Below are 6,640 nucleotides of genomic sequence, written 5' to 3'. Positions count from 1 at the left end.
CGGCCCCTCTCCCAGAGGGAGAGGGGAGTTAGAGCGACAGCATTGCGTAGTAATAACGAGGTGGAGAAGTGTTTCATTGCTATTTGATAATGACTATAACAACCCTTCTGACGGTTGCCAGAGCAACTTAAAGTGGCTGGGACAGCTTTTCCCGGCAACGCCGACTATGGTCGGCGTAACGGATGGGTCGCTCGCGTGGCAGCAATCTTACTCAGCAGACTTCCCCTCAAGGCGGAGAAACCAGAAGGAACTCAGATGAGTTGTGGCAACTCCGCCAGGGAGCTGTGGGGCCGGCTCAACAGCAGAGGGATCGGCCCAAAATCTCGGCCTTACTTGTCTAGCTTCTCGATGTAGGGGCGAATGTCGTTGAGGTCGATGTAGCGGTCGGTGGCGTTGCGCAGCTCGCGAGCGATCATCCCTTCGGTGGAGACGACCGTAATCAGAGTGTTTTTGGAGCGCAACAGCTCGACGGCCCGCTCAAAATCGCCATCGCCGCTAAACAAAACGATCCTGTCGTATTGCCCAACGGTGTTGAACATATCGATAACGATCTCGATATCCAGGTTGGCCTTCTGGGAGTAGCGGCCGGAGTCTTCGTCTCGATATTCTTTGAGGATCTTGGTGCGTACGGTGAAGCCCAAGCTGATCAGAGCATCTCGAAAAGCCCTTTGATCGTTGGGATCCTTGATGCCGGTGTACCAAAATGCGTTGACTAGCTCGACATTGGGCTGTGACCTAACAAAATAATCCAAGACTCGGCGCGGGTCGAAAAACCAGCCATTTTTTTGTTGGGCATAAAACATATTGTTCCCATCGATAAAGATGGAAACCCGCGTGACGGGATGGCGAAACATAAAGATTTTTCCGGGAATATAAGGTGGACTGGTCAGGAAAAGAGGGCGAAAACGAGAGTGTCGATTATCCTAAGGTAAGGGGTGGCTATGGCAGGCCAGCGCCTGCTGATACCAATCTCTCATCATAGCGAAAACAGGGATCTTTTTCCCTAGCTATTAGCCCAGGCGCCTTTGGAGATCAGGGTGGGTTCCGTCTGCCCTAGGGCATAGCTGGAGCCGGGTCGATCCGCTTGGCTGACATATAGCTCCGCCAATTGTCGGGCCAGGTTGCGGATGCGCCCAATGTAGAGGGTGCGCTCGGCTACGGCAATGACGCCGCGGGCATCGAGCAGGTTAAAGGTGTGGGAGCACTTGAGCACATAGTCGTAGGCGGGCAGGAGCAGAGACACAGCCAACCGATCCGGCAACAGTTGTTTCTGCAGCTTCTGGTGTGTGGTTTCGATCAAGCGCTTAGCCTCGGCTTCGTAGAGGCGGAACAATTCCAGCAGCATTTCAGGGTCGGAATACTCGAAGTTGTAGTAGGACTGCTCCACCTCGTTTTGGAAATAGATTTGTCCATAGGTAATCCGGCCCAGGGAAGGGTGCTCATTCCAGCAGAGATCGAAAACCGAATCTACCCCCTGCAGGTACATGGCCAGGCGCTCTAGCCCATAGGTAATTTCTACAGAAACCGGGCGACAATCCTGCCCGCCCACCTGTTGAAAGTAGGTGAACTGGGTAACTTCCATGCCGTCCAGCCACACTTCCCAGCCCACACCCCAAGCCCCCAAGGTGGGAGATTCCCAATCATCTTCCACAAAGCGAATGTCGTGCTCTGCCGGGTTGATGCCCAGAGCTTGTAGGCTATCTAGGTACACATCTTGGATGTTGTCGGGGGAGGGTTTGATCAGCACTTGGTATTGAAAATAATGCTGCAGGCGGTTGGGGTTTTGGCCGTAGCGCCCATCGGTGGGGCGGCGACAAGGTTCGACATAGGCCACCCGCCAGGGATCTGGCCCCAGGGCGCGCAAAAACGTGTGGGGGCTCATGGTGCCGGCGCCTTTTTCCAGGTCGTAGGGCTGCAGGATGAGGCAGCCTTGTTCCCCCCAAAACTGCTGCAGGCGAAAGATCAAGTCCTGAAAGGTGTGGGCTGACATGACAAGGGCTGGGCAAAGCTACCCTATCCTACCAATCTCCCCCGCTCAGTCGATCAGCTCTTCTTCTCGATCGGCTGAATCTGAGTAGTCCCACTCGATGGGGGGCATTTGGTCGAAGGCTTGTTTGAGGGCGCTCTCCCAGAGCTTGCGCATCTTGGCCAGGTAGGGATCCCCGGTGCGCAGGCGCAGGCGGTGGGTAACTTTGAACTGATTGGCCGGCACCATCACCAGGTCGATGGGGGGGCCGACGGAGATGTTGGACTTCATGGTGGAGTCGATGGAGAGGAGAGCGCATTTGGCCGCATCCTGCAGCGAGGTTTCGTAGGAGAGGGTGCGATCCAGGATGGGCTTGCCGTATTTGGTTTCCCCCACTTGCAAAAAAGGCGTTTCTGGGGTGGCTTGAATGCAATTGCCCTGGCTGTAGATCAAAAAAAGGGCCGGCTCCTCGCCGCGGATTTGTCCTCCCAGCAACAGGCTGCACTGGGCGTCGATGCCGTCTTTTTCCAACCAGGGTCGGTCTTGCTCTTGGATGTAACGAATTTTGGATCCCAGGTAGCGGGCCACGTCGTAGAGATGGGGAAACGTGTGAAGATTCGCACTTTCCTGCTGTCGCAGATCCCGCTGCACTTCCGTTAAAACGCTCTGGGTAATAGACAGGTTGCCAGAGGTGCAAATTAAGATTACCCGTTCTTCGGGCAAGGAAAAATCGAACAGCTTCTGATAGGTGGAGACATAGTCCACCCCGGCGTTGGTGCGGGAATCTGCTGCCATCACCAAGCCAAAACGGGTGAGGATGCCAAGGCAGTAGGTCATGGGAACGATTGGCTCGGCCTTCTGATTGTAGAGGGTTGTAGAGGGTCAGGAGAGAGCGAATCCAATTTTGTGGCGGATTTCCTCCCGCAGGCGGGCGGTGATCGAGGCTTCGTCCAAATCGGCCAAAATCTGGGCTATGGCGGCTTTGGGCCCCTCCGGCCCCCAACTGGCTCCCTGGGCCAGGTAGCGACGGGCCGCCTCCCCGATGGCGTAGCAGGAAAACCCGGCCAACACCGCCTGGGTCAGGGCCACCGAACCGTAGGCCCCCAGAGAGAGTCCCCCAGCAAAGGGCAGGGATCCCCCCAGCAAGGTTTTCAGGGATCCCAGGCCCAACAGCGCCACCCATTCTCCTGCCCCCAGGCTGAGCATGCTGAGGACGATCTTCTGCAGCAGTTGGGCGGCTCCCGCGCTGCTCATGGGCCAGCCATACAGGCGGGACAGGCGCAGGATCAGGGTGACATCCAGAGCCAGCCCTCCCAGAGTATCCAGCAGGGTAATGGGGTTGAGGGCAACCGCCAGCGCTTTGGTGCGGGCAGCGGCGGCGATGAGATCTTGGGCCTGCTGGGCGCGGCTTTGCAGCTTGCGCTCGATCACCTGTTGGTTGACGCGATCGGCAAACAGGAGGGCATTCAAGGCCAGCAGTGAGCGCCCCTCCCGATGCAGGACTTCCAGGATTTTCAGGCGCAGCTCGTCCACCTGCGGGGATCCCACTTCCAGTTGGGCGCCGAAGCTCCCGTCCGGCCTTTGCACCAGGCGAGGCACGCGCGGGGAGGCCGCCACCATGACAATTTCGTTGGGGGAAAGGAGCTGCCGTACCCGTTCGTTGCGGATCTTGTCGTAAATGGCCTGGCGATCCGCCTCTGGGTACTGGTCGATCTTGTTGAAGACCAGCAGCATGGGCTTGCCCGCCTCCCGCAGGGCCGCCAGGGCCTCAAACTCCACCCGTGTCAGATCCCCACAGACGACAAACAGGATCAGATCCGACCGCTGCGCCACCTCTTGGGCCAGCCGCGCCCGCTCCTCGCCGTCCACCTCATCGAGGCCAGGGGTGTCGATCAGCTCCAGACGGGATCCCTGCCAGTGGGTAACCTGTACCGATTGAATGGCTGGCGGGGGAAGTTGGGATCCCCGGGCCGGGGCGGCTGGGGCCTTGGGGCGGGTTTCCCAACTGATGTTCCAAACGGCAGCTCGATGGGTACGGGTGACGCCGTGGGTTGGCCCCGTCTCGAACACCGGCTCGCCCAACAGGGCATTGAGCAGGGAGGACTTGCCCCGCCCCACCAGGCCAAAGGCGGCGATGTGGATCACCTCAGTCTCCAGCTTGTCCAGCAGCGTTTGCAGATCCTCTAACTCCCCTTCTAGGCCCGCGATCTCTTGGGGGTGCAGATCCAGTTGGGCCACCCACTGGCGCAGGCTGCGCTTGGCTTGCTGGTAGTTGAGGTCATCTTCTAGGGTGTTGCGGCGAGCCATGGCCGTAGCGCTCAATAGCAGTGGAGAATAGCCCAGCAGGGGCGGGTGTCAACCCTCAACGACAACGATCAACGACAGGCAGAAAAGCTAATCTCAAAGAAAGGCAGTTGGCCTTGCCGAGATCTGCAACTTCAAAAATAACGTTAAAACTAACGTTGAGAACCGAGAGTTCGCGACAGGAGGTTTTTCATGCCCAGGGCCATCTGGAACGGGGTGGTGGTGGCGGAGACCGACCGCTACGAAACCGTGGAAGGCAACATCTATTTTCCGCCGGAATCTTTGCGGCGGGAATACTTTCAGCCCAGCCCCACCCACACCACCTGCCCTTGGAAGGGGCAAGCCAGCTACTACACCCTTGTGGTCAACGGCCAGGAGAACAAAGACGCCGCCTGGTACTACCCCGATCCCAAGCCGGCTGCAGCCAACATCCGCGGCTACGTGGCCTTCTGGAAGGGCGTCAAGGTAGAACCCTAGCCGTTTGCCGGCTGGGTATGATGGAAAGAATCGGAGAGGCAAGGCAATGCTGACCAAGGGCCGGATCCCGTTCAGGCTGACCTGCTGGGCAAAAAAATTGTGTTGGGCCGGATTGAGCCTGGTGCTGTTGGGCTGCAGCCCGGCAGGCTTGCGCACGCCGCGCCCCACCCTGGCCGGCAGCGGCCTCAACAGTATCTTCCCCGATGGGGAGCCTGCTTTCAGTGGCGATGGTCGCTACCTGGTGTTTTCCTCTGCCCGCAGCGGCAGCCAGGATATTTTTCTCTACGACACGGTGGAACAGCGGCTGGTGGACTTGCCCGGTCTGAATTCCAGCGATGTGGCTGCCACCTCGCCCGACATCAGCGCCGACGGTCGCTACATCGTCTATATGTCCAATGCGCTGGGCAAGTCGGAGATCTTTCTCTACGACCGGCAAACCCGCCGCGTCGAAAACATCAGCAGCCGGGTGCCGGGGGATGTGCGCAACCCCACCATCAGCGGCGATGGCCGCTTTATCGCCTTTGAAAGCAACGGTCGCGGCCAGTGGCACATCGAGATCTTTGACCGCGGCCCGGCGGCGGCCACACGGCCCTCTGCCCCCAGCTCCTCCACTGCCGGCAACAATCCCAACAATCCCTAAAGAGATCCCGCTGTTTGGATGACGCCCTAGCCACCCTGGATCTGCCCCATGCCCACTGCCTTTGCCCAACGACTGGAGCTGCTGCACTCTAATGTCTTCGACCAGCTAGACCAGGCCAAGTGGGAGGCGCGCCGGTCGGGCTTGGATGTCATCGACCTTTCTTTGGGCTCCTCAGATCTGCCCCCGCCTCCGGAAGCGCTGGCAGCCATTCAATCCGCTTTGTCGGATCCCGCCACCTACGGCTACACTCTGTTTCACGACACCGCCGATTTCCGCGCCGCCTGCGCCAAGTGGTACCTGAGGAAGTTCGGCCTGGGGATCGACCCAGAAACCGAGGTGCTGCCGCTGATCGGATCCCAGCAGGGAACGGCCCTTCTACCGCTGGCCTTGCTCAATCCCGGGGATATTGCTTTGGTCACCGACCCCGGCTACCCCTCCCACGTGGGCGGGATCCATCTGGCGGGAGGGATCCCTTACTATTTGCCCCTGCGGGCGAAAAACCGCTTCCTGCCCCAGTGGGACGAGATCCCGGTGGAGGTCTGTCGTCGGGCGCGGCTGTTGGTGCTGAGCTATCCCCACAACCCCACCACCGCCACCGTCACCCCAGAGTTTTGGCAGGAAGCGCTGCAATTTTGTCGGCAGCACGATATCTTCCTGGCCCATGACTTTCCCTATGTGGACTGGCGTTTCGACGGCCAGGTGGCTCCCTCGGCGCTGCTGGCGGATCCAGACAAGACCCGCACCATCGAGTTCTTTTCCCTCTCTAAGTCCTATCACATGGGGGGGTTCCGGGTGGCCTATGCCATCGGCAGCCGCGAGCTGATCCGAGCTTTGCGCCTGGTGAAGTCCACCATCGACTTCCACCCCTACCAGGGCATTCTGCGGGGGGCAGCGGCGGCCTTGGCGGCTCCCGATAGCTTCTTGGATCACTGGCGGCAGGTGTACCGCCAGCGGCGGGATATCGCGGTGGCAGCCTTGCACCGCATCGGCTGGCCCGTGCCCCTGCCGGAGGCCACCATGTACCTGTGGGCGCCTTTGCCGGAGTCCTACCGTGGTTCCTCAGCCCAGTTTTGTCTGGACTTGGTGAGGGCTACCGGCGTTGCCCTGTCGCCGGGCTCTGGCTTTGGCCCCAGTGGCGAAGGCTATGTCCGCTTTGCCCTGGTGGCGGAGGGATCCCGGCTGGAGGAAGCAATAGGTCGGATTGGGGAGTTTTTGTCCCAGTGCATGTCTTAAGCTTGAAATGCCCTCACCCC

7 protein-coding genes are annotated in these 6,640 nt (G+C 59.5%); 3 read left to right on the top strand and 4 right to left on the bottom strand.

What is annotated here, in order from left to right:
* Positions 1–329 precede the first annotated feature (329 nt).
* From NW844_RS08920 to NW844_RS08905, 4 genes are all read right to left on the bottom strand, one after another.
* Positions 330–854 carry an NYN domain-containing protein gene (locus NW844_RS08920; RefSeq protein WP_414335037.1) on the bottom strand — a complete coding sequence of 175 codons (525 nt, stop codon included), beginning with the start codon at positions 852–854 and terminating at the stop codon, positions 330–332.
* 149 nt (positions 855–1,003) lie between these two features.
* On the bottom strand, positions 1,004–1,990 hold the full coding sequence (gene glyQ, locus NW844_RS08915) for a glycine--tRNA ligase subunit alpha (RefSeq protein WP_414335036.1): 987 nt from the start codon (positions 1,988–1,990) through the stop codon (positions 1,004–1,006).
* A 45-nt stretch (positions 1,991–2,035) separates the two neighbouring features.
* Positions 2,036–2,803: a peptidase gene (locus tag NW844_RS08910; RefSeq protein ID WP_414335035.1), complete on the bottom strand. Its 768-nt coding sequence runs from the start codon at positions 2,801–2,803 to the stop codon at positions 2,036–2,038.
* Positions 2,804–2,848: 45 nt separating this feature from the next.
* Complete coding sequence (locus NW844_RS08905) at positions 2,849–4,273, bottom strand: DUF697 domain-containing protein (protein WP_414335034.1); 1,425 nt, start codon at positions 4,271–4,273, stop codon at positions 2,849–2,851.
* A 189-nt stretch (positions 4,274–4,462) separates the two neighbouring features.
* Here NW844_RS08905 and NW844_RS08900 point away from each other — a divergent pair, with 189 nt between their 5' ends.
* From NW844_RS08900 to NW844_RS08890, 3 genes are read left to right on the top strand one after another with little or no spacing between them, the layout of a single operon-like run.
* On the top strand, positions 4,463–4,747 hold the full coding sequence (locus NW844_RS08900; RefSeq protein WP_414335033.1) for a DUF427 domain-containing protein: 285 nt from the start codon (positions 4,463–4,465) through the stop codon (positions 4,745–4,747).
* Between the two features lie 46 nt (positions 4,748–4,793).
* Complete coding sequence (locus NW844_RS08895) at positions 4,794–5,387, top strand: TolB family protein (RefSeq protein ID WP_414335032.1); 594 nt, start codon at positions 4,794–4,796, stop codon at positions 5,385–5,387.
* Positions 5,388–5,435: 48 nt separating this feature from the next.
* Positions 5,436–6,620 (top strand): LL-diaminopimelate aminotransferase, encoded by a 1,185-nt coding sequence (locus tag NW844_RS08890; RefSeq protein WP_414335031.1) that lies wholly within the window; start codon positions 5,436–5,438, stop codon positions 6,618–6,620.
* Positions 6,621–6,640 lie beyond the last annotated feature (20 nt).

Source organism: Synechococcus sp. H55.2 (assembly GCF_047462495.1).
In the GTDB taxonomy this organism is placed as follows: domain Bacteria; phylum Cyanobacteriota; class Cyanobacteriia; order Thermostichales; family Thermostichaceae; genus Thermostichus.
This window is presented reverse-complemented; position numbering and strand designations above follow the sequence as displayed.

What these genes read in the sequence shown, in the direction of transcription:
- NW844_RS08920 (WP_414335037.1), bottom strand. Translation starts at nt 854, where the DNA reads ATGTTTCGCCATCCCGTCACGCGGGTTTCCATCTTTATCGATGGGAAC.
- glyQ (WP_414335036.1), bottom strand. Translation starts at nt 1,990, where the DNA reads ATGTCAGCCCACACCTTTCAGGACTTGATCTTTCGCCTGCAGCAGTTT.
- NW844_RS08910 (WP_414335035.1), bottom strand. Translation starts at nt 2,803, where the DNA reads ATGACCTACTGCCTTGGCATCCTCACCCGTTTTGGCTTGGTGATGGCA.
- NW844_RS08905 (WP_414335034.1), bottom strand. Translation starts at nt 4,273, where the DNA reads ATGGCTCGCCGCAACACCCTAGAAGATGACCTCAACTACCAGCAAGCC.
- NW844_RS08900 (WP_414335033.1), top strand. Translation starts at nt 4,463, where the DNA reads ATGCCCAGGGCCATCTGGAACGGGGTGGTGGTGGCGGAGACCGACCGC.
- NW844_RS08895 (WP_414335032.1), top strand. Translation starts at nt 4,794, where the DNA reads ATGCTGACCAAGGGCCGGATCCCGTTCAGGCTGACCTGCTGGGCAAAA.
- NW844_RS08890 (WP_414335031.1), top strand. Translation starts at nt 5,436, where the DNA reads ATGCCCACTGCCTTTGCCCAACGACTGGAGCTGCTGCACTCTAATGTC.